The sequence below is a fragment of the Leptolyngbya sp. UWPOB_LEPTO1 genome (genome assembly GCF_017302695.1).
Taxonomy (GTDB): domain Bacteria; phylum Cyanobacteriota; class Cyanobacteriia; order Leptolyngbyales; family Leptolyngbyaceae; genus Leptolyngbya; species Leptolyngbya boryana.
The window spans coordinates 159,767-180,467 of the sequence record NZ_JAFLCJ010000005.1 but is presented as its reverse complement, the minus strand read 5'-3'; the positions used below and the strand labels follow the sequence as shown (position 1 = coordinate 180,467).

General features: G+C 46.7%; 16 protein-coding genes. 11 read left to right on the top strand and 5 right to left on the bottom strand.

All coding sequences use genetic code 11. The features are described from left to right. The first annotated feature begins 3 nt into the window (after nucleotides 1-3). Nucleotides 4-474: an ATP-binding protein gene (locus tag J0L70_RS10185; protein WP_190647136.1), complete on the top strand. Its 471-nt coding sequence runs from the start codon at nucleotides 4-6 to the stop codon at nucleotides 472-474. 23 nt (nucleotides 475-497) lie between these two features. Then, nucleotides 498-1,100, top strand: a complete 603-nt coding sequence (gene leuD, locus J0L70_RS10180) for a 3-isopropylmalate dehydratase small subunit (RefSeq protein WP_287454368.1) — start codon at nucleotides 498-500, stop codon at nucleotides 1,098-1,100. A gap of 75 nt (nucleotides 1,101-1,175) precedes the next feature. On the opposite strand, the gene pyrG is transcribed toward leuD, so the two are convergent. Further along, nucleotides 1,176-2,810 (bottom strand): CTP synthase, encoded by a 1,635-nt coding sequence (gene pyrG, locus J0L70_RS10175; protein WP_190647134.1) that lies wholly within the window; start codon nucleotides 2,808-2,810, stop codon nucleotides 1,176-1,178. A gap of 173 nt (nucleotides 2,811-2,983) precedes the next feature. Here pyrG and J0L70_RS10170 point away from each other — a divergent pair, with 173 nt between their 5' ends. Both J0L70_RS10170 and J0L70_RS10165 read left to right on the top strand, forming a co-directional pair. Next, a complete protein-coding gene (locus J0L70_RS10170) occupies nucleotides 2,984-4,732 on the top strand; it encodes an N-acetylmuramoyl-L-alanine amidase family protein (RefSeq protein ID WP_287454366.1) in 1,749 nt (582 codons plus the stop codon). Between the two features lie 66 nt (nucleotides 4,733-4,798). After that, a complete protein-coding gene (locus J0L70_RS10165; protein WP_017286344.1) occupies nucleotides 4,799-5,239 on the top strand; it encodes a hypothetical protein in 441 nt (146 codons plus the stop codon). A gap of 165 nt (nucleotides 5,240-5,404) precedes the next feature. Here the strand turns inward: J0L70_RS10165 and recJ are convergent, their stop codons facing one another. From recJ to J0L70_RS10150, 3 genes are all read right to left on the bottom strand, one after another. Further along, complete coding sequence (gene recJ / locus J0L70_RS10160; protein WP_287454365.1) at nucleotides 5,405-7,648, bottom strand: single-stranded-DNA-specific exonuclease RecJ; 2,244 nt, start codon at nucleotides 7,646-7,648, stop codon at nucleotides 5,405-5,407. 111 nt (nucleotides 7,649-7,759) lie between these two features. Further along, complete coding sequence (locus J0L70_RS10155; RefSeq protein ID WP_287454364.1) at nucleotides 7,760-8,125, bottom strand: hypothetical protein; 366 nt, start codon at nucleotides 8,123-8,125, stop codon at nucleotides 7,760-7,762. 403 nt (nucleotides 8,126-8,528) lie between these two features. Next, nucleotides 8,529-11,762: an NACHT domain-containing protein gene (locus J0L70_RS10150; protein WP_287454363.1), complete on the bottom strand. Its 3,234-nt coding sequence runs from the start codon at nucleotides 11,760-11,762 to the stop codon at nucleotides 8,529-8,531. Nucleotides 11,763-11,961: 199 nt separating this feature from the next. Here J0L70_RS10150 and J0L70_RS10145 point away from each other — a divergent pair, with 199 nt between their 5' ends. The 3 genes from J0L70_RS10145 (at nucleotide 11,962) to J0L70_RS10135 (ending at nucleotide 13,241) form a co-directional block, all read left to right on the top strand. Further along, on the top strand, nucleotides 11,962-12,291 hold the full coding sequence (locus J0L70_RS10145) for a hypothetical protein (protein ID WP_287454362.1): 330 nt from the start codon (nucleotides 11,962-11,964) through the stop codon (nucleotides 12,289-12,291). 13 nt (nucleotides 12,292-12,304) lie between these two features. Beyond that, nucleotides 12,305-12,685, top strand: a complete 381-nt coding sequence (locus J0L70_RS10140; RefSeq protein ID WP_287454361.1) for a hypothetical protein — start codon at nucleotides 12,305-12,307, stop codon at nucleotides 12,683-12,685. A 199-nt stretch (nucleotides 12,686-12,884) separates the two neighbouring features. Next, the gene (locus J0L70_RS10135; protein ID WP_287454359.1) at nucleotides 12,885-13,241 is read left to right on the top strand and encodes a type II toxin-antitoxin system HicB family antitoxin; all 357 of its coding nucleotides are present in this window, start codon (nucleotides 12,885-12,887) and stop codon (nucleotides 13,239-13,241) included. A gap of 134 nt (nucleotides 13,242-13,375) precedes the next feature. On the opposite strand, the gene J0L70_RS10130 is transcribed toward J0L70_RS10135, so the two are convergent. After that, nucleotides 13,376-13,996, bottom strand: coding sequence for a 5'-methylthioadenosine/S-adenosylhomocysteine nucleosidase family protein (locus J0L70_RS10130; RefSeq protein WP_287454358.1), 621 nt, complete (start codon nucleotides 13,994-13,996; stop codon nucleotides 13,376-13,378). A 71-nt stretch (nucleotides 13,997-14,067) separates the two neighbouring features. On the opposite strand from J0L70_RS10130, the gene J0L70_RS10125 reads away from it, so the two are divergent. The 4 genes from J0L70_RS10125 to J0L70_RS10110 are packed head-to-tail and all read left to right on the top strand — an operon-like array spanning nucleotide 14,068 to nucleotide 20,699. Continuing rightward, nucleotides 14,068-16,668 (top strand): efflux RND transporter permease subunit, encoded by a 2,601-nt coding sequence (locus J0L70_RS10125; protein ID WP_287454357.1) that lies wholly within the window; start codon nucleotides 14,068-14,070, stop codon nucleotides 16,666-16,668. Continuing rightward, the gene (hpnA, locus tag J0L70_RS10120) at nucleotides 16,665-17,651 is read left to right on the top strand and encodes a hopanoid-associated sugar epimerase (protein ID WP_287454356.1); all 987 of its coding nucleotides are present in this window, start codon (nucleotides 16,665-16,667) and stop codon (nucleotides 17,649-17,651) included. Before J0L70_RS10125 ends, hpnA begins: the two co-directional genes overlap by 4 nt. A 10-nt stretch (nucleotides 17,652-17,661) precedes the next feature. Then, nucleotides 17,662-18,675 (top strand): adenosyl-hopene transferase HpnH, encoded by a 1,014-nt coding sequence (gene hpnH / locus J0L70_RS10115; RefSeq protein WP_287454355.1) that lies wholly within the window; start codon nucleotides 17,662-17,664, stop codon nucleotides 18,673-18,675. A 59-nt stretch (nucleotides 18,676-18,734) separates the two neighbouring features. Next, a complete protein-coding gene (locus J0L70_RS10110; RefSeq protein ID WP_287454353.1) occupies nucleotides 18,735-20,699 on the top strand; it encodes a protein kinase domain-containing protein in 1,965 nt (654 codons plus the stop codon). Nucleotides 20,700-20,701: the final 2 nt, after the last annotated feature.

Sequence of the window (20,701 nt, the reverse complement as noted above, 5' to 3'; positions counted from 1 at the left end):
GCAATGACGAACTTTAAAGAACCGATGGGAGGTGTGATTTACTTCGATCGATTGATGATGCAAAGTGATTTAACTGCGATTTCTCAAATTCTTCACTGGTTTGAACAATTCCGACTGCCGCCGCTTTCTCAAGCCGCTTGGCTTCAAGGTCAGATTGCTTTAGTAGAAGGCTTTACGAATGCAGTACGCCATGCACATACGAATCTACCATTACATACGATCATTCAATTAGAAGCCGGATTGTACTTCGACCGCCTAGAGATTAGAATTTGGGATCAAGGTTCACCGTTTGATTTAGAGCGCCTGCTCAATCGAGTTGAACAAGATTATCCGAATCCGTTAGAGCATAGCGAGCATTGGGGCGGCACTTTGTTCAAGAAGTTGCGCGATCAGCATCAATGGGAGATTGAATACCACTACCTCAAAGAAGGAGTGAACTGTCTTTGCTTAGTCAAAAAATGCGACAATAGCTAAGACTCATTGCAAGGTAAGACAGTATGGTGAGCGAAGTTAGAACGATCGCAGGTGGCGGTATTCCATTGGTGGGCAATGATATTGATACCGATCGCATTATTCCGGCTCGTTTTTTGCGCTGTGTGACGTTTGATGGATTGGGAGCGCAAGTTTTTGCGGACGATCGCAAACAGTTAAATGGTCAGCATCCGTTTGATTTGCCGCAGTATCAAGGTGCAAAAGTTTTAGTCGTCAATGGAAATTTCGGTTGCGGATCGAGTCGGGAACATGCGCCGCAAGCGATCGCTAAGTGGGGAATTAGCGCGATCGTAGGTGAGAGCTTTGCTGAGATCTTTTTTGGCAATTGTGTTGCGATCGGGATTCCTTGTGTGACGGCTGAGCCGGGTGTCACTAGCCAGCTTCAAGCCTTGTTAGCAGAGAATCCGCAGCTTCAGGTGACGGTAGATTTGGATCAAATGCAGGTGCGATGCGGTGAGTTTACAGGCGCGATTTCGATGCCAGAAGGAGCGCGACAAATGCTGACTTGTGGAACTTGGGATGCGTGTGGGCAGTTAGTCGCACAGGCAGAACAGATTCGGGCAACAGCGGCGAATTTGCCTTATGTCGCTTGGGGACAGGCGAGCTAGCAGAAGATAAGATTTAGCCTAACGAATCGGGTTCGTTAGGCTAATCGTCAAGGGTTAAACGTGTAAAAAGGCGCTCTACGCCTCAATTGCAACTTTATTCTGCGAGAGTTCAGTTTCTCGGCTGAGTGCCGCTTGCACAAATCCCTTAAACAACGGATGAGGGCTACTTGGACGAGATTGAAACTCTGGATGGAACTGCGTTGCAATAAAGAATGGATGCCCTGGAAGCTCAATGATCTCAACCAATCGACCATCCGGCGAAGTTCCACTCACTACATAACCAGACTCTAAAAATAGATTCCGGTACGCATTGTTAAATTCATAGCGATGCCGATGCCGTTCGTAGATCACTTCTTCTCCATACAGCGCCAACGTGAGCGTATTCGGAGTCAAACGACAGGGATACAACCCCAACCGCATCGTTCCACCCAAATCGACCACATCTTGCTGCTCAGGCAGTAAGTTAATGACTGCGTTCTTCGCCTCTGGAACAAACTCTGCACTATGAGCATTTTCCAGATGAGCCACGTTTCGTGCCCATTCAATCACCGAGCACTGCATTCCCAGACACAAGCCTAAGAACGGAATCTGATGCTCACGGGCATACGCGATCGCGGCAATTTTTCCATCGACCCCGCGAATTCCAAATCCGCCGGGAACTACAATGCCATCGACATCCGCGAGATAGTGTGCGGCTCCTTTTTCTTCGATTTCTTCTGAATTGATCCAGCGCAGATTCAGCGCGCTTCCGGTCGCAATTCCAGCGTGTTTGAGGGCTTCGACAACTGAGAGATAAGCATCTGATAAGCGCACATATTTCCCAACGATCGCAATTTCCAGCGTTTGAGTTGGTTGGTACAGGCGCTCAACGAGCGTCTGCCATTGGCTGAGATTGGGCTGACGCTGTTCGAGATTGAGTAAATCGATCGCTTGAGTTGCGAGTCCTTCTTTTTCCAATCGCAGCGGCACTTCATAAATGCTGCGCGCATCCTGACACGTAATCACGCATTCGACAGGGACATCACAGAATTCTGACATTTTCTCTTTCATGCCAGATGGTACTGCGCGATCGCTGCGGCAAACCAGAATATCGGGCTGAATCCCAATCGATCGCAGTTCTTTGACCGAATGCTGAGTCGGCTTCGTCTTCATTTCACCCGCAGCTGGAATCCAAGGAATCAGCGTGACGTGCATATACATGACGTTTTGCCGTCCTACTTCTTTACGAAACTGGCGAATCGCTTCTAAGAACGGCAGCGATTCAATGTCCCCAACCGTTCCGCCAATTTCAGTGATCACAACATCAGGATTCGTATTTTGAGCGACTCTGAGAATTCGCTCTTTGATCTCATTCGTGATATGTGGAATCACCTGCACCGTGCCACCGTTGTAGTCGCCTCGACGCTCTTTATTAATCACTGCTTGATAAATCGATCCCGTTGTCACGCTATTGAGCCGTGACATTGAGGTATCGGTAAACCGCTCATAGTGACCCAAATCGAGATCCGTTTCTGCGCCATCTTCGGTCACAAATACTTCGCCGTGCTGAAACGGACTCATTGTCCCAGGGTCAACATTGATATAGGGATCAAGCTTGAGAATCGACACTGAGTAATCCCGCGACTTGAGTAATCGTCCGAGACTCGCGGCTACAATCCCTTTCCCAATGCTAGAAACAACGCCACCCGTAACGAATACAAATTTCGTCATAATGCTCTGTGCCGATATCTACCAAAACTTATCCGGTCTATTCTGCCACAACTGCGATCGCCCAGGGGGAGAATATCCGGAGTTTCTCAAGGAATTCGGCAACTGTGAGCTAAACTCTCACGTCAACGAAGGCGGGATGTGATACGGTATGCCTTATTTCGGTTCCAGCAGCAATGAAGCGATTTCTCAGCGCGTTAGTGTTAGCCATCTTGACTGTGATTTTGACGATTTCGATCGCTTGGTCAAAGCCTGCCTTAACTGTGGTGTATCCACCGGGCGAACATGAAACGATCGCAAAACAAATCTTTCTCATCGGTTCGGCTCCCCCTCAAGGAGAAGTACTCGTCAATGGCAAACGCATTCAGCGTAGTCGTGGAGGACATTTTGCGCCCAGTTTTCCTCTGCAAATGGGCGAGAATCAGTTCTCGGTTCGCTATGGGGAAGAGGAACTTCAGATTAAAGTCACGCGCAAATCGAATCAGCCACCTGCTCCAGTTGGACAATCGTTTGCAGAAGGTTCGCTGACTCCTACGGTCGATGTAGCTCGACTGCCGGGAGAAGCGATTTGTCTCAGCGCGATCGCACCTCCCAATTCGATCGTCAATGTCAAAGTTGCAGATCAGATGTTGCCGTTGATAGCGCAAAGTGCGATCGCAACATTGCCTGCCAATTCGGGCGTGTTGACCGGGTTAACTGAACCGACCCCAACGCAATCGACTCAGTATGCAGGCTGTGTGACTCCGAAAACGAGCGGAGATTTAGGAAAAGTCACTTATCTGTTGGGAAATGTGAGTCAAGAAGCGCCTGGAAAAATTTCGATCCTCGATCCGGCTCGATTAGAAATCGCAGAAGTAACTGCTGAGCAAGGAACTGCAAGAACCGGAGCCAGTACAGATTTTTCTCGCTTAACGCCCTTGCCGAGAGGAACAAGAGCAACAATTACCGCGCGCGAAGGCGATTGGTTGCGATTGGAGTATGGGGGATGGATTCGATCGAGCGATGTCAAAATCATTCCGGGAGCCACTCCAGTACGATCGCTGATTCGTGGCATCACATCTCGCACTGTGAAAGATTGGACAGAAGTCCGTTTTCCGCTGCAAATTCCTGTACCGATTACGGTTGCTCAAGATCAAAATCGGTTCATTCTGACGCTTTACAACACAACAGCGCAAACCGATACGATTCGATTAAGTACTGATCCCGCGATCGCTCGATTAGATTGGCAACAAGTTGCACCTGAAAAGATCGAATATCGCTTCAATCTCAAATCGAATCAACAGTGGGGTTATAAATTGCGATATGAAGGCACAACATTAGTGTTATCGCTGAAGCACCCGCCACGAATGCGGAAGAATTCGTTGTCTGGTATGAAAATTCTTCTTGATCCAGGACATGGTGGCAGCGAAGATTTAGGGTCAAGAGGGGGAACCGGATATCCAGAGAAAGAAGTTGCCTTAATCACCAGCAAATTGCTGCGCGAGGAATTAGTCAAGCGAGGTGCAAGAGTCGTGATGACTCGTGAGGCAGATATTGATCTCGATTTAGCTCCGCGAGTGAAGCAAATCAATGAGACTGAACCAACGATCGCGCTTTCGATTCATTACAATGCGCTGCCAGATGATGGTGATGCCATCAATACAAAAGGCGTTGCTACCTTCTGGTATCAGCCTCAGGCTCATGATTTAGCCGTATTCTTGCATGACTATCTAGTGAAAAAGCTCGATCGACCTTCTTATGGTGTGTACTGGAACAATCTTGCTCTGACTCGCCCCACCGTCGCGCCGACTGTGCTTTTAGAACTGGGATTTATGATTAATCCCGATGAATTTGAGTGGATCACGAACCCCGTAGAACAAAAGAGACTTGCAGCGACCCTGGCAGATGGAGTAACAGAATGGTTTGCTCAAAGCCAATTGCAGTGATTTTTGTCAAACTGAAGATGAATGATCTACCCTAGATTCACGTGATATTTCTAACCAAGTGTAAGGATGTTGACTAAGCGGGCTGGTTTAATCTTAATTGCCTTGATGAGTTTGCCGATCGTGATATTGGGGGCAGAAAAACTGGAATCGCGCAGACCCAGTGTTGCTTCTGGTTGCCCAGATTGGGTGCTATCGCAAACTGAAACTTCAGAGAATTTGATTCATCCAGAAAAAGTTGTGGTTGAACCTTGGCAGGGGCGACACAATGTTTTTGCCACTTTCAAAATTCCTGAGGGCTACGAAGCGAACCAGTTTTTTGTTGTCACGCTCAAGGGTTCAAATCCTTATTGTGGGACTGTGACCCGATCGACTCCGACCTCCAAAGGCGATCGCAAAGTTTTCGGGCTATTTAGAACTCGAACAACGTTATGGGTCATCTCAAAAGGGCAGTTAAATCAGTTAGAGGAGCCGAGTAACTGGAAGTTAGCAATATTTAAACCTTCCTAAGAGGATGTTTGAAACGTATCGTTCATCGCACTCACCCGTCCCTGGATTTCCAATCCGGGGCGAGCTAGAACGGAGCGAGGAAACGGTTGATACCTTTGAAACATCCTCTAACTTCTGTGCTACCTGGCACAGCGACAGCATCTAGTTCTCGGTTCGCGATCGTCGTTAATGTCCTACGATCGCTTGAATCGTAGTCAATGGAACTTGGGCAAAGTACTGTCGATAGAATTGTTCTTCTCGAATCGCAGCGAAAAAAGGTTCAAGCATCAGATTAGAAGCTGCCTGTTCCTTGAAGCTGAAGCTGAAGCCCTGATCTGAATACGTGACATGAAAGCCAAGTGATTCTAAGGTTTGAATTCCCGCTTTTAATGCAATATCGCCAATCATCAATCGATCGTACAATTGCTGCCGAGTCGCAGTCTTTCCGGTGCGACTGAGATATTTTGCAATGCCCACGAAGGTTTGCCAGATCTCAGCAGCAGGAAGCAAGGTTGGGGGAGGATAGGCGATCGCTAAAGGGCATTGTTCAGTCAAAGCTCGTCTGTACCAGATTTTTAATTCATTCCAACTAGTCGGAACAGTTTTTAGCTCAATTGCTTTTTCTTCAGTGCGTTGAGTTCTCCAATCTAAAAGCCATTGCGTTTGAGTCGGTTTGATTTCTTCGCACGATCGTACTGCAACTAATCGAACTTCGTATCGCTTCCGAAAAGTATTGTTCTCAAGTTCCACAATGGCATCACAGCGTCCGGTTGGAAGTTCATAGGCATAACGCCCCCACCATATGCCCGGAAAGCCTTGTGCGGCTGATTCATCGCAAATCATAAACGGGGTGCGAATGTATTCAACTTTGCGTCCGTAGAGGTCTTGAATTTTGGTATTTCTACCCGCTTGAAACCAGCAGTTTTGGATCAATAGTTTTGGAATTGGATTCCCCATTCCACAAGGTTCAATCAACCGCAGTTCTTTGTAGAGTTCGAGATTGAGTTCGCTCACCGTGACGCAAAGATCCGCTTGAATCGTTGGAGTAGGGGGATCACTTTGTTGGAGTAATCGCTGATTGATTGCTTGAGCAAATAGAGGGAGATTGTCGATCGCTAAACTCAATCCGGCGGCAAATGGATGTCCACCAAAGCGATGTAAGAGATGCGCCTGATCTTTGACGAGCTGATAGAGATCGATTTGATTTGTCGATCGAGCCGAGCCACGAGCAAATTCCTCATCTACTGTTAGTAAAATCGTTGGTTTGCCATATTCTTGAGCAATCTGACCTGCAACTAATCCCAGAACCCCGCCACTCCATTGTTCATCCCACAGCACAATCACACCCGTCGTTGAGAGATCCAGTTGTGCGAGTTTTGCTTTTGCTTGCTGTAAGACATCTTTTTGCAGAGCTTTGCGGCGAGTGTTTGCCAGTTCTGTTTCGTCCGCTAGCTCTTTACAGCGTTGGACATTTTGGCTGGTTAATAGCTCGACACAGAAGTGTGCATCGCCTTGAATCCGGCTGACTGCGTTAATTCGAGGCCCTAATCCAAAAGAGATATCGGTAGGTCGATCGCCCGATCGCTTACAGAGTTCTAACAATCTCGTAATGCCTGGACGAGTTGCTGCTTTGGTGGATTGTTTCTGAAGCTGCTCGATTCCTTTTTGAGCGAGATAGCGGCAATCGCCTTTGAGTTCGACTAAATCTGCAATTAAGCCGATCGCGACCAAATCAAGTAAGTTCTCAATCGGCTTTTCTGGCACATCTGGTAAAGCCTCATACATCGCTTCAACGAGCTTATACGCGATTGCAACGCCAGAGAGTGAAGCAAAGGGATGATCTCTTTCGAGGGAGCGGGGATTGACGATCGCAATCACAGGCGGACGGGATTCTGGCAATGTGTGATGATCGGTCACGATCACATCAATTCCCAGGCTTTGAGCGTATTGAATCTCCTCTAAATTTGTACTGCCCGTATCGCAAGTCACAATGACTTGAACATGCTTGAGTTGGTCAATTCCGGTCTTAGAGAGTCCGTGTGATTCAGTAAAGCGATTTGGAATGTAGTAAAACAGATTTTGATTTTGAGGAAAGAACTGTCCTAATCCATCCCACAGTACCGCTGTCGAAGTGACCCCATCCGCATCAAAATCGCCCCAAATTGCGATCGCTTCTTCTCGTTCGATCGCCTGCACCAACCGCTGCACTGCCCACTGCATCTCCTGACCAAACTCAACCGAACTCATGGGCTGATAATTGGCGGCATTTAGAAATCCGGCTAATTGTTTGATATCTCGAATGCCTCGCTGCCAAAGCAATTGCGGCAAGTAGCGTCCCTCAATTCCTGGAGCCTGCTGTTTCACAGCCCGAACGAATGCGTCTGGAATCTCAGCTTGATGGATTTGCCATTGGGGAACGGGATCGGGCATGAGCGATGAGATAAATACATCGATACTATTTTAGTGTATTCCTCGTGCTGGATTGAAAATTGTGAGTGAGCAAAGAGCGATCGCAAATTGAAATGCGATCGCTCTTTTTACTTATGCGGCTTGTGTCCGGCGAAGTGGGCGTTTGCGCTCAGATTTTTTCTTGCGTCCCACTTTCTTAACTTCGCTGCTATCTGCTCCAAATTGAGCAACGACTGCATTTTTAGCTTCTAGAATGCCATTGTGAAATTTCCATTCTGCTTGACGGGCAGCGTCCATTGCGGCACGATATTCTGCTTTGAGTTGAGTTTCGAGCTTTTGCAATTTCACCATTTCTTCTTGAGCGGCAATGAGCGTTGCGATCGAGGCTTCTTCGCGATGAGGATCATAGTTGGAGATCGTCTGCAATCCTTCTAAGACATCGCTATCGTCACTCAGAACGCTGGCACTAATCCGAATACTTGTATTTTGAGTAGTCATCAAGATTCACCCTGAATTCTTTAGGTTTGTTAAAACAAACATTCCCAACGGCAGCAGCAGCGAGAAGTGTTTAGTCTTGTCTTTAGAAGAACTTTAAGAAATCAGAGCATGATGCTGTTATGTTTATCTCGACTTTATTTTTGATGTGACAGATCGTTAATCTGATATGACACATTGCAATTTTGAGGAACCGAATTGATTGATTAATGACTCAACTTGTCAATTTGATAATTTATAGAAGCGAAATGAGCAGCCAAATTGTTAATTTCATGCAGCACGATCGTATTTTGAAGCGATATATTCGTGAGAAGAGTTCTAAAAAAGCATTTCAGCTTTCCTAAAACTTTTTGGTTTCTCGATCATCCATAGTTATGCTTGCCACAAAAATTAAAGTGCAAATGAATCAATTCCAAAACAATAATGTCCAATTCTTTGTATTTAGCAGATGAGCGGCTTCTCTTTGAGACTCATGTAAGTACAACCTAATTTTTTGATTCAGTTTTGTGAGAGAAGTGAAATCTTGTATCTGAGTCTCACGCAAATCCAAAGTTTGCAATCCACTCATTTTAGCTAACGGTGTAAAGTCTTGTATCTGAGCCCTACCCAAATACAAATTGTGTAATCCACTCAGCCTAGCTAACGGTGTAAGGTCTTGTATCTGAGTCCCACTCAAATACAAAGTTTGTAATCCACTCAGCCCAGCTAACGGTGCAAGATCTTGTATCTGAGTCCTGCTCAAATCTAAATCTCGTAATTCCCTCAGTTTAGCTAACGGTGTAAAGTCTTGTATCTGAGTATCACTCAAATACAACTCTTGCAATCCACTTAGTCCAGCTAACGGTGTAAGGTCTTGTATCTGAGTCCCGCTCAAATCCAAAGTTTGCAATCCACTCAGTCTAGCTAACGGTGTAAGGTCTTGTATCTGAGTCCCGCTCAAGTACAAAGTTTGCAATCCACTCAGTTTAGCTAACGGTGTAAAGTCTTGTATCTGAGTATCGCTCAAATCTAAATCTTGTAATCCACTCAGCCCAGCTAACGGTGCAAGGTCTTGTATCTGAGCCCCGCTCAAATGCAAAGTTTGCAATCCACCCAGTCCAGCTAACAGTGTAAGGTCTTGTATCTGAGTATTGATTAAAACCAAAGTTTGCAATCCACTCAGTCTAGCTAACGGTGTAAGGTCTTGTACCTGAGTATTGATTAAAACCAAATAATTTGTATGACAAAGAACTTGTGAAATGTAAAAATTCTGTTCAAACTCTTCTAATCCTTGTCCTAAGGCACGCGCGATCGACCAATCTTCATACCCATCACCCTCAAACCTTGCCTTAGCATAGGGAATGAGTTGCTCCATTGCTGCCAGACTGCCTATTTTGATGAGAGCATTTATACAACAGACTGCTTCATCTGCGGAAAGAGTGCCACTATATGCCAGTAACGGCACAATCTCTTCTCCTGCTCTCACGATCGTAGCCACTTCTTCTTCATTCTTAGGAGGCAACAAACCCCTAGCTCGCGCTTCAATTTTCGCTCTCAACTCTGAGTCGATCGATGTTCCTGTCTCCAAACAAGCTAACGCCAGAAAGTGAAGATAATGACGTTTTTCAGAATCTTTATCACCTAACTTAATCAGTTCACTGAGCAATTTCTCACGCTGCTTGCGCGATCCTTTCCCAATGGTAACAATGATGGCTTCCCGCCATTGATCATCATCAGCATGATCAAGAAGGAGTCCTAAATCCTCATGATCTAAAACTGCCTTTGCTACCAAATATTCCTGAAAGGTGCGATGCACAAAATCAATTCGCCCCATTAATGGCTCTCTCAGCAACCCTGATCGCTCCAGTAAAAAGTCTCGAATCTTCAGCCCTGTTAGATTAGGTAAGTTATACCCTCGAAGATACTTTTCAAACTGGCGATCTGCTTCCTCTACCTCTGCATCAGAATAGTTATTTTTCATCAGCCAGTAAGCGAATTCCATCAGGAACCCTTCTTTCTGCTCTGCATTCAGATTGACATCTGAAATAATTTCTCGCTGCTTATCCCGTTCCTCCAGCAGCATCTCAATGCACTTGTCATATAACCGGATGCGAGTACCGGGCAGAGTCCCTTCATTCTCATAATGCAAAGCGCAGATCATCGTACAAAGGAGCGGCGTTGCTGCTAATTGTCGAATCTCAGGTCGCTGCCGCAGTTGACGCATCAAATCCGCCGCAATTTTCTCCGGATCTTTATCTTCCTGACGATGAGGTTGAGGCAAAGCACGATGCCAACAAGTCACAAACTGTTGAATCTTCGGCAGCGTCATCGGCTCCATGACGCAATTGCTAAATCGCTCCATCTTCACCCAATTTTCCCATTCCACCCACTCCTCACCGTTTTCATCCTTTAAAGCAGTCGGACGCGACGTTGTAATATAAGTCGAATGAGGAAACTCCTCCACCAATTTTTGCAACGCTTCAAAAAAAGCCTGTCGCTCTCCACGAGGCAACTCATCCACCCCATCAATCAGCACCAAAGCACAACCGCTATCAAGCTGTTGGCGCACCCAGCCGACAGGCATCTCATCGACAATATTTTTCGCGATCGGCATCACAAAATCCTTCACCCCTGGAAACCCTTTACCCACCCAGTTCCGTAACCGGATAAAGAACGGGACAAAGCTATTCCAATGCTGCAACGGAGCCTCAAAATCCTGCCGCGCCGCATGAACGCCCAACCAATGCAGCAGAGAAGTTTTTCCAGCCCCAGCCCCTCCTCGAATCACGAATCGGCGACCCATTCCTAAGACCTGCTCAACATTTTGCGATCTCTGCCCCAACCGAAAACGCGGATCTATCGTTGCCCCAACCGTTTCCCGTCCTTGCAGAAACTCATCCGCTCCATCAAACATTTTCAACCGCGATTCTTCGATGTCGGTTTCTGAAATCGTAAGTTGTACATAAGCCTCAGAGAGTCGCTGCTGACTCAACAAATTTTTCAGCAGTGGGACTCCAAATTTATCTGGCTTATCCAAATCTCGTGCCAGCATTTCTCGATACCGAGCCAAAAACCGATCTCGCTGCTGGATCGCCAATTCTTTCTGAGATCGTACAAGGCTGATCAGTTCTTCTTGCTGCTGCAACATGGTTTGCGTCACGTTTAACTGAAAGCCCTCCAACTGAGGCGCAGTTTCAATCAAACTCGCACTCGCAAATGCGATCGCTTGCCGATAAAGTGACTTTTCATTTTCTGAGAATGCAACTGTTGCTCTTGGATACCTCTCCAACAGCTTATTTGTAAGACGTTCCGCATCCAAAGCCGTACTGAGCAAGTCTTCGATTTTAATACTGCCTCTTAATAGCGTCTCCGCCACCGCCAAAAAGATAGCTTCTTGGCTACCTTGATCCAACCCTGCTGCTTCCCTTTCAAACAGAGGCTTCATCTCTTCCCGCAACTGTCGCGCTAACTTCTTAGCCTGATCTGCTAATACCTGACGCTTTTCTGCTTCAGAGAACCCATCTGTGATGGTATCGATCGATTGTTCAAGTAGCTTATTTGTAAACTTATCGCCAATTCCAAGATTGTCCACTAACGTCTTAGCAAGTGCAGGTGCAACAATTTTTAGAGCAATCCCTATCCCAGAAGCCGTTAGAGACATCATCCCCTTCCTGCGAGAAACATAACAACCACGCCCTAGCTTACTGCGAATTGAGATTCCTGCAAGCTGATTTGTATTCTGAGGCGTGAGATCAGATGAGTTGACCTGACAGACTATTACACGATCGCGCCTGTAAAAAACTCCTGCGATCGCGTTTCTCACTGCTAAAATTTTGACGACTCACCTCACATCCTCTCAAATGAGCGAAGACGTGCCAGACTATCCTGAACTTCCGAATCGTTGGCAAGCGATCGAGGCTGGCGAAATCTATCGCTCAAATGAAGATCGGCTCGTTTCATTCAGTCAAGCTCAGATTGAACTCGGAGTTCTTTATGATGCGATCGGCAAACATCTTAGAGCCATCAATAAGGGAATCGTACCTTCAAAAGGAAGTAATGGACTTGTACCTTCAGAGCAGCCAGATTACGATTTCAAGTCTAAAATCTTAGGGAAAGGTGGCGATCGTCGATTTCACGCCAAAATAGTAGCAGGAATTCTACATTTCCCAGGCAAAATGACCACTCATTAACAGGATGTAAACTGTGACAACCACTCTCAGAGCGCACCCAATCTGGCAAAACCTCTCACAGGCTCTCGCACAAATTGAGCCAGATCAAATCGCACTTCAACATTTGCAAGATTGTCAGTATGAGATTCATGGTTACTGGGACGAGAATGACCAACCCTATGAAACGATCCGTTTCAAGCAACCTCCTATCCCAGAATTAATTACTAGTTCCATCGGTGTTACTCAAAGCCAAGAAAAAGATAATTACTGGCTGCAATTGAGATACGCGCTGAAAATTCCTTCAGTTGCAACCGTTGGAGAGCTACTTTTAGTCCTAGACGACAGTTTAGAAATCATTGACGAGAATTGGGTGATTGATATTCGATCTCCCTATGTCGTCGCGATCGAAGAATAATCTGTCACGATCTCATTGCTGAAACGCTAATGTCGATCGCACTTAACCGCCATTTCGCATCATCCAAACGAAGAAGCTGAGAATTTGCTCAACCGGGGGAAGCGGATAAACAAAAAGTCGATCGTCACAGTTTGCGGTTCAAGCTTAAGAAACTGCCACGCCGTCAGCTAAAATCAAACTATGAAATTGGAACTGCTCTATGAATCTACATGTCACTTCCCAATCTTCATCTGACATCACTCTGCACATTCTATTAGAGCAGCAAGCAAATGGTCATTTTTGGGCAACTGTGCCGACTTTGCCAAATTGCTCAGTAGAGCAGGCAACCAAAAAAGAAGCAATAGAAGCAATTCAGCAACTTCTGTTAGAGAGATTATCCACAGTTGAAGTTCTCCCTGTACAGGTCTCAGACCGTGCAAATATCTCGTCTACTTCAGCGCCCTCTTGGAAACCCTTTCTAGGCATGTTCAAAGACGATCCTTACTTTGCAGAAATTGCAGATGAGCTTTGGGCAAAGCGCCAAGTCGAAAATGACGAAGAAATTGAGATCGATTAGATTGAGCCGAACCGATGAGCCGAAGTCGCACTCTCAATCGATGCGATCGTGGTGACTCGAAATCAACGAGACTTCTCGTTAGTGCCCAATTTACGCTTTGAAGATTGGACGATTTGATTTCTGAATCGCCCGTTTCACATCGGCAATTCAGCCGCAATTTGCCGCAATCGCTTCAATGCCGCCAGCGATCCCTGAATCAATCGACTCGCCGCGATCGGCTTTTTCACCATTGCCCTTGCCATCCGCAATCCTTGAATTTTGCCATCCACGATCGCATCACTCAAATCCGGCATATCAAATTGCAGATCATCACTGACCACTCGCAACATCGCCACTGAATAACGTTGCGCGATCGCGAATCCTTCCATATCGACCACATCCGCTTGATACTTCTCGCCTAACGCTCGCTTTTCTGCCACAGAGCAAATTACACGATCGCTCGTTAATCCCCGCGCAGAGGCAAATCTAAAATGATTTTGCAGTCGTTGGGTCAGTGAGCGATCGCACGCGATTTCTTCTCCTGAGAAGTTGACACAAGAATGATAAAGTGCCAGTTCGCCAATTCCAACTTGAGAGGATAAACTGCCACATAAACCCATGACGAGGAGTGCCGCATGATCTGGAATCAAAGTGCGATCGAGAAAATCAGCAACCGCAATTCCAGCCGGGATTGCAACAACTTGAATCGCATCGCTTGCGCCTTGAGACACAGCCTGATATTCAGCACCTTGGGGGACGAGAATCACCGGAACCATTGAAAAACTGGATGAATTTACTCAAGCAACCTTAACATCCCCTCAACGTTCTTTTTAGCCTTACCTAGTTTATGAATTTGCCCAAACCGACTTCACGGGAGCGTTTCAACATTTCCCGGATCGCGATCGCGATGCCGTGGTTAAGCATCTCCTTCTGGCTGACCATCACAGTCGCCGGATTTTTTGCCCTGAGTTCATTAAAATATGCGCTCTTTCCCGACATCACCTTTCCCGTCGTTGTGGTCAGTGCAGAAGCTCCATTAACGGCAACTTCCGAAACCGAGCGGCAAGTCACACAACCGATCGAACAAGCCATGCAATCGCTGAAAGGCGTGAATGATCTGCGATCTTCAACGTTTCCCAATCAAACGGCTGTCAGCTTATCGTTTGAAGTGGGGACGAGTTTAGACCAGGCGCGTCAAACGGTTGAAGACACAATAAAATCGGTAACGCTGCCGAAAGAAACTCAATTCAAAGTCATCGCCTTGAATTTGAATGAAACCGCAGCGATCAGCTATGCGATCGAAAGCGATTCGCGAAATCTCCAAGACCTGACTCAACTGACAACCAGCCAGATCGTTCCGCCCTTAGAAAAAATCGCGGGTGTGCTGAAAGTAAATACGCTCGGTGCAGGCGGCAACGAACGTGGAGCAACCTTGACGCGATTTAACGGCAAAGATGCGATCGCGATTCAAGTGGTGAAACGCGGAGACGCAAACACGCTCGAAGTCGTAAACACAGTTGAGAAAGAAATTGACACACTGCGAAAAAATCTCAGCAATGTGAAAATTACACTGGCATCCACGCAAGCTGAATACATTCAGAACGCAACCCATTCAACGATCGAGGCATTGATTGAAGCGATCGCCTTATCGGTGATTGTAATTTATCCATTTCTTCGGAGTTGGCAGGCAACCTTAATTTCAGCCCTTGCCATTCCGATTTCACTTCTCGGTACTGCGATCGTGATGGCATTTTTTGGATTTAATCTCGAAACCATCACCCTGCTGGCATTGGCGCTTGTGATTGGGAGTGTCGTCGATGATGCGATCGTCGATGTCGAAAACATCAGCCGACATATCGAAGAGGGGGAATCTCCCAGACAAGCAGCCCTCAAAGCAACCAGTGAAGTCGGTTTAACTGTGACCGCTGCCACGTTTACAGCCGTCGCCGTGTTTCTGCCGATTGGATTCATGGAAGGTGTGATTGGGCAGTTCTTTAAACCCTTCGGAATCACAGTTTCAGCCGCGATGATCATGTCGCTGTTGGTCGCACGGACATTATCGCCTGTGATGTCGATTTACATGCTGAGAAAATCAAATCGCCAGCATTCGGGACGGTTTGACAGAGTTGGGTTTTGGTTTACTGATAACTACCGCAAATTACTCCAGTGGTCATTACGCCATCGAGCGATCGTCGTGGGGATTGCGGTTGCCAGTTTTGCAGCAGGGATTGCCATCATTCCGATGATTCCGCAAGGATTTATTCCGAAGCTTGATCGCGGAGAATTCAACGTTCGATATACGGCTCCCTTGCCCAAAATCCCCTCTCAAGAAGAGATTGCAGCAACCTTAGCAGCAGGTGGACAGATTCCACAAATTAATCCATTGCAAGATTCGCTCAATGTTGCAAAACAGCTTGAAGACTCCGTGAGAACTGCTCCCGAGGTTCAAACTGTATTTACAACCGTGGGATCGCGTGAAGGCGAACCGAATAAAGGCTTGATCTACGTCAAGCTAAAACCCGGACACTCTACGCCAACCGCGACGCTTCAGGATCAACTGCGATCGCGCTTGCCGGAAATTTCCGGAGTAACTACCAGCGTTGAAGACATTCCCTTTGTCGAAGCAGGCAGCCAGAAGCCACTGCAAGCCTCTCTTAAAGGGGAAGATTTAGCAACGCTAGAGAAAGCTGGAAACGACTTGAAAAATCGCGTACAGACCATTCCAGGCATTGCAGATGTGACGCTCAGCGGGAGTAGCAATCGCAACGGCATTCAGCAGATCGACAGACGCGATGGACAGCGAGTCGTTTATGTCAGTGCAAACTTGGGTAAAGGTCTATCCTTGGGTGATGCAACCGAAAAATTAGTCAATGAATCTAAAACTGTTTTACCTGCAAATGTCACACTCGACTTAGGGGGAGATTCGGCAAGTAGTCGTGAGATCTTTAATAGTTTTGGTAGAACGTTGGGACTCTCAGCACTCTGTATTGCAGTTGTTCTCGTATTACTGTTCAAAAGCTTGATCGACCCAATCGTCGTTACGCTTTCTCTGCCCCTCGCACTCGTTGGCGCAATGCTCGCGCTGCTCATCACTCAAAGCGATTTTGGCATGATCTCGCTGATTGGCTTTGTGTTTCTGCTCGGCATCACGAATAAAAATGCCATCTTGATCGTCGATTACATCAATCAATTGCGGCGACAAGGACTCGATCGCAGTAGTGCAATTCTCGAAGCTGGTCCGATTCGACTGCGACCGATCATGATGACAACTGCATCAACGATTTTAGGTATGGTTCCGATCGCGCTTGGACTTGGTGCCGGATCAGAACTCCGCTCTCCCATGGCAGTTGCGATCGCGGGTGGCTTAGTTACATCCACATTACTCAGTTTGTTCGTTGTACCCGTCGTGTACACTCTGCTCGATGATCTCAAACCTAAAAAACGATGAAAGCATTTGTCACTGGAGGCACAGGCTTTGTCGGCGCAAATCTTGTCCGATTACTGCTGCAACAAGGCTACGAGGTCAAAGCACTTGCTCGCCCGAATGCCCGATTAGATAACCTCAACGGCTTGGAGATTGAACTCATATCAGGAGACTTGAACGATCCAGATTTAGCTCGATCGATGCAAGGGTGCGATTGTTTATTTCATGTGGCAGCGCATTACTCACTGTGGCAGCGCGATCGCGATTTGCTTTATCAAAGTAATGTCCTGGGCACTCGAAATGTTCTAGCCGCAGCAAAAGCAGCGGGAATTGAGCGATCGGTTTATACCAGTTCTGTCGCCGCGATCGGCATTGATCCGAGTGGTCAACCGACGACTGAACAGTATCAATCTCCGGTTGAGAGACTGATTGGACATTACAAACAATCGAAGTATTGGGCAGAACAAGAAGCCGTCAAAGCAGCACGATCGGGTCAAGATATTGTGATTGTGAATCCTAGTACTCCGATCGGGGCTTATGACATCAAACCAACTCCGACAGGCGATATTGTCGTGAGATTTTTAGAGCGTCGAATGCCAACTTATGTCGAAACAGGACTCAACTTTGTGCATGTGCAAGATGTCGCTTGGGGGCATTTGCTCGCCTTGCAGAAAGGCAAATCTGGAGAACGGTATATTCTCGGCAATCAAAATCTGAGTTTGAAACAATTGCTTGATGAATTAAGTCAGATTACCGGACTGAGTGCCCCGGCTCGATCGATTCCGGTCTGGATTCCGCTGTCTGTCGCCTGGATTGACGAAACGATTCTCACGAAATTTGGGAAAAAACCTTCAATCCCAGTCGATGGAGTGAGAATGTCCAAACAGCCAATGTACTACGATGCAAGTAAAGCAATTCGTGAATTGGGACTTCCCCAAACGCACATTCACATCGCTTTGAAAGATGCCGTAGACTGGTTTCAAGAGAATTTAATTCAAACCGAGTGAGGAGATAGCGATGGGAGTCCCAATACAGCAAGTCGTCGGAATCGGCTCTTACCTAGTCAAACAACGTTTACTAGGTCGAAAACGATTTCCCTTGGTTTTGATGCTAGAGCCATTGTTCCGGTGCAATCTCGCTTGCACGGGCTGTGGAAAAATTCAGCATCCCGTTGAAATTCTCAAACAAAATCTTTCCCCGGAAGACTGTTTCCGAGCAGCGGAAGAATGTGGCGCGCCTGTGGTTTCGATCCCAGGTGGTGAACCGCTTCTGCATCCTCAAATTGGGGAAATTGTTCAGGGATTAATCGATCGTAAAAAATTCATTTATCTCTGCACCAACGGCATCCTACTCGAAAAGAGCCTCGACAAGTTCAAGCCCTCGCCCTATTTCACCTTTATGGTGCATCTCGATGGGATGCGCGATTGGCATGATCAATGCGTCGATCGCAAAGGCGTATTCGATACGGCTGTCAAAGCGATTAAAGCGGCGAAGGCACGCGGCTTCCAGGTCAATACCAACACCACCATCTTCGAGGGTGCCAATCCTGAAGAAATGCACGAATTCTTCGATTTTCTCACCGAACTGGGAGTCGATGGAATGCAGATTTCTCCAGGCTACAGCTACGAATGGGCACCTGATCAAGACCATTTCTTGAAGCGTGAACAGACGCATATTCTGTTCCGTCAAATCCTGGCACCGATGAAAAAAGGGAAAAAGTGGAACTTTAGCCATAATCCACTGTTCCTAGACTTTCTCATGGGCGAGAAGGATTATGAATGCACGCCTTGGGGCAGTCCGAGCTATAGCGTTTTGGGTTGGCAGAAGCCTTGCTATCTCTTGAATGATGGCTATTACAAAACCTTCCAAGAGCTATTGGATAAGACGGACTGGAGCCAGTACGGTCGCAAGAGCGGCAATCCAAATTGTGCAGACTGTATGGTGCACTGCGGATATGAGCCAACGGCTGCGATCGACGCGATGCAACCGCAAAATATCGGACGCGCTATGACCTCTGTATTGGGTAAATAGCAGCAAAATCGGGAATTCTGGAGAGTGACATTTCACATCATGCTCCAGAATTTTCTGCTATGGTTCATCAGTCTGGTGATATTATTCAGCGGCGTTATCAAATCTTGGGACGCTTGGGTGAAGGCAACACAGGTATCACCTATCTGGCAAAGGATCAGACGACACAGAAACAAGTTGCCTTAAAAACGCTTGTTTTACGACAAGCCGTTAACTGGAAAACCATCGAATTATTTGAACGTGAAGCTGAGATTCTTCAGCAGTTCAATCATCCGAACATTCCCAAATATTTAGAGTATTTCGTCGTCGAGACTGAGCGTGACCGCAATTTCTACATCGTTCAAGAACTCGCCAAGGGCAAATCTCTTTTTGATTGGGTACAGCAAGGTTGGCACGGGACAGAAGCAGAGATTCGAGCGATCGCGCTACAAGTCTTAGAGATTCTCAATTATCTCCACACCCTGAATCCACCTGTCTTTCATCGCGATATCAAGCCGCAAAATCTAATTCGTCGCGCTGATGGTCAAATTTTTCTAGTTGATTTTGGCTCAGTTGGAAGTACGTATCACAATACATTCATGCAGGGTAGTACAGTCGTCGGAACTTACGGCTATATGGCTCCTGAACAGTTTCGTGGTCAAGTCGTTGCGGCAACTGATTTATACGGTTTAGGCACAACATTACTCTTTTTACTAACTCGTCGATCGCCTGCCGATTTACCTGTTCAAAAGTTGAGAATTGAGTTTCGATCGCAACTTCAACTCTCACCGCACTTCGCAGATTGGCTAGAAAAGATTTTAGAACCCGCGCCGAAAGATCGGTTTGCATCAGCAGAAATCGCGATTGCTCAACTCCAACCTCCACCCAAACAATCTTCAAAGCTCTCCATCGGAATCGGGGCAATGAGTGCCTTAACACTCATTGCTTTAGTCGTTACCGATCACTATCGCTACGCAATTATCAATAAAGTTGGACTGACTCAATCTGCTTATACCTCTATCGATCATCGAGATTTATCCATCAAAGAGTATTTAAGTAAAGGTGGAGACCCAAATGCGACAGACATTGAAGGAAGAACTTTGATCTATCAAGCGATCGCTTTAGGAGAAGCTGACTCAATCCAACAAATCGTCGCAAAAGGCGGCAACTTGCAGTATCGCGATCATCAAGGTCAAACTCCCCTTCATGAGGCTGCACAACGCAAGCCAGAAGCGCTGAAAGCAATTCTCGCGCTGGATCAGATCGATATCAGCCTGAAAGATAAAAAAGGCAAAACCGCGATCGATTACATCAATTCTGAAGCCAATGCTCAACTGTTTGTAGAACACATCAGTCGGAGATCGCAGATTAAAGATCAGAAGCAACAACTCATCGAAACTCTGATTCAAACTGCAAGCCAACGAGGCTGGCTCAATTTGGTGCAGAGCCTTACAGAAGGAGATGTTAGTACTTATGTCAATCTCTCAGAAGTCTTTCAGAGAGCTGTGGCAAATTCAGATGCAGGTGTGTTTCGCTCAATGATTGCGAAACAGCAAAAGCTCACTCCAGACATGCTCAATCAAATCCATTTCCATGAACTCAAGTTTCTAACTCCTGAAGAAATTTTGGAACTCCTGCCCTATGCGGATGCCCTCGATCGCGGTGGCAATACCTTACTGAATTTTCTGGTAGACCGAGTGGAGTCTGATCAAGACGTACAGACGATTTGGAAATTGTTACAGGTTGGAGCTAACATTCATCAGTCGAATTTACAAGGGATCACTCCTTTGAAACGAGCGAGCATGGGTGGCAAGAATCGACCCATGCGAGAAGCAATCCGGCTGGCATTCAATGAACGAGCGGGCGTTAACCCATCCCGACGAAGAGAAGAAGAAAGGATTCGGCAGCAAGAACAAGCTGAGAGAAACTGGCAAAGCGAAAATGCATATCCTCGTCAGCCTCGCGATGATTCAGAACTAAGCAACAAACTCATGGGCATTGGCTCAGCACCGAGTCAGCGAAACAGTGAGTACAATCGAAACCGTTAAAC